The organism is Romboutsia sp. (assembly GCF_035470145.1).
GTDB lineage: Bacteria > Bacillota > Clostridia > Peptostreptococcales > Peptostreptococcaceae > Romboutsia_D.
Genome location: NZ_DATIRC010000149.1, coordinates 1 through 2,091, shown reverse-complemented (window position 1 = coordinate 2,091; position 2,091 = coordinate 1). Strand labels below are relative to the sequence as shown.

2 protein-coding genes, 1 pseudogene and 1 riboswitch are annotated in these 2,091 nt (G+C 28.4%); all 3 genes and pseudogenes read right to left on the bottom strand.

What is annotated here, in order from left to right; genetic code table 11:
* The coding region (locus VLM92_RS05855) for a diaminopimelate decarboxylase family protein (protein WP_414708148.1) at positions 1-422 on the bottom strand (422 nt) is incomplete at its 3' end.
* Between the two features lie 89 nt (positions 423-511).
* Positions 512-688: riboswitch (Lysine riboswitch) on the bottom strand.
* A 181-nt stretch (positions 689-869) separates the two neighbouring features.
* Positions 870-1,517, bottom strand: coding sequence for a cyclase family protein (locus VLM92_RS05850; protein ID WP_325275412.1), 648 nt, complete (start codon positions 1,515-1,517; stop codon positions 870-872).
* A gap of 374 nt (positions 1,518-1,891) precedes the next feature.
* A pseudogene (locus VLM92_RS05845) lies at positions 1,892-2,091 on the bottom strand (hypothetical protein); the annotation flags it as partial.

The window sequence follows — 2,091 nt, the reverse complement described above, 5'->3', positions numbered from 1 at the left end:
ATTTTTTCTAATAAATCTAATTCATAATAATTGTCTACCACAAATCTACCTACACCTATGTTTACACCCATTTCTATTTCTTCTATGGTTTTGTTATTCCCATGAAATAATATTCTTTCCATAGGGAAATTTGCCTTATTTGCCGTATATAGTTCTCCACCTGATACTACATCTAGATACAATCCCTCTTGGTTTATTAAGTCACACATATAAATTGGTAAAAAAGCCTTACCTGCATATGCAACTCTATTTTTTCTTTCTTCAACTTCGAAATATTCCTTGTATTCTCTACAGTTATTTCTAACTAATTCTTCATCAAATACGTAAAGTGGTGTTTGATATTTTTGTTTAAGCTCTTTACAACTTACACCACCTATATATAATTCATTGTCTATTACTGACATAGTTCCTTGTAATTTCATCTTTCGCCTCCTATACAAAAATACCCCTTAAGCATTACACTTAAGGGGTATTTTAAAATGAATATATATATATATATCATTATCTATTCCTCAAATGTAGCTCAACACAAATTAAATTTGTGACAGTTATGCATATATTCTATACATCCCCAGGTATATAACCTTAAAGCATCAGTTATATCCTTCGGCGATAATTCCTTTTCCAATAATTCTTCGTGCTTAACTCCTTATTGGTACTAATAAGTATCGCGACCTCTACAATTTATATTCTTTTATTAAATAGAATTCTACATATTTTTTCTATGTTTGTCAACAATTTATTTTAAAATAATTTTAAAAAAAGATTTTTCTCAATATTTTAAACTTATTTTTCATCCATAAAAGGACTTTTATAACATACTTAATACTATCTTCAAATCCTTTTATGATTGTATAAACTAAAGCCAACTAATCCTCTAAAATAGCAATTGCCCGAATAGGTGCTCCATCAGAATTGGCATATTTTATTGGAAGAGCACAGAAGGTAAATAATTCATTTCCGACTTCTCCTAAACAAGTTAAATTTTCAATAATAACTATATCATGCTCAGCCAAAAGCTTTCGATGAATCATCAAGTTTTCATCTGAAATAGGATCAATACCTATCACATCTAAACCCACACCCTTTTTCTTACTATCAATTAAATACTTTACAACTTCTTGCGTAATATAAGGATATTCTCCAAAATAAGAACTTGTACCCCAACGATTATCCCAACCAGTATAAAACAGAATAAATTGTGCTTGATCAGCTTTTTCTTTTACATGTTCAATATACCTCATAGTAATTCTTTCACCTTCTTGTAAATCACTACAATCAATGACTAATCCTTTTCCTAAAAATTGTTCTACGGAGAACGAATCTAAAGTAGTTCTTTGTTCAAATAAATGTGAAGGTGCATCCATATGAGTTCCTGTATGAGAAAACATTGTCAATAAAGTTTCTTTAAAACCGTCTTTCTCATATGTATTTGCAACTTGTAATTTAGGTCCCTCTGTGCCTGGATAAACTGGCATATTTTCTGAAATAGTATGTGTTAAATCAATTACTTTCATAACAAACCCTCTCTTTCTTTACAACAGCAAACATGAATAATCTTTACTTCGTATAATTATACAAATGTGTATTAAATTATATTAACATATTTGAATTGGTATTTAACTATTTAATATCTATCTCCCCTATGGCCTCTCTTTCAACCTTTGTAGTTTATAACCGATATTATTTTCATTTTTTCCTCCCTTTAAAATAGCTTTTATACATAATATGAATGTGGTAAAGAATCTATAATTAAAGTTGGAGTATCATAATGAGTTTCTTGCACATTTCAATTACTCTACTACCTAAAGCTTCATCTACTTGTATAAATTTTCACAAAAAAATGAACTCTAGTAATTAGAGTTCATTATAAACCTTTATTATTTTTTAATTATTCTTTATTGCCATTGCCCTTTTTTGATTCTTGTTGTTGTTTTGCGTTCTCATTCTTAGATTGTTCTTTTATTTGTTCTTTATTCTTATTTTCATTTTCTTTTTCTTTTTTAGGTTCCTTTTCTATGCGTTCTTGTTGTTTATTTTCTTGCTCTTTCTTAAGTTCTTCTTTTATTTGTTCTTGTTGTTTATTTTCTT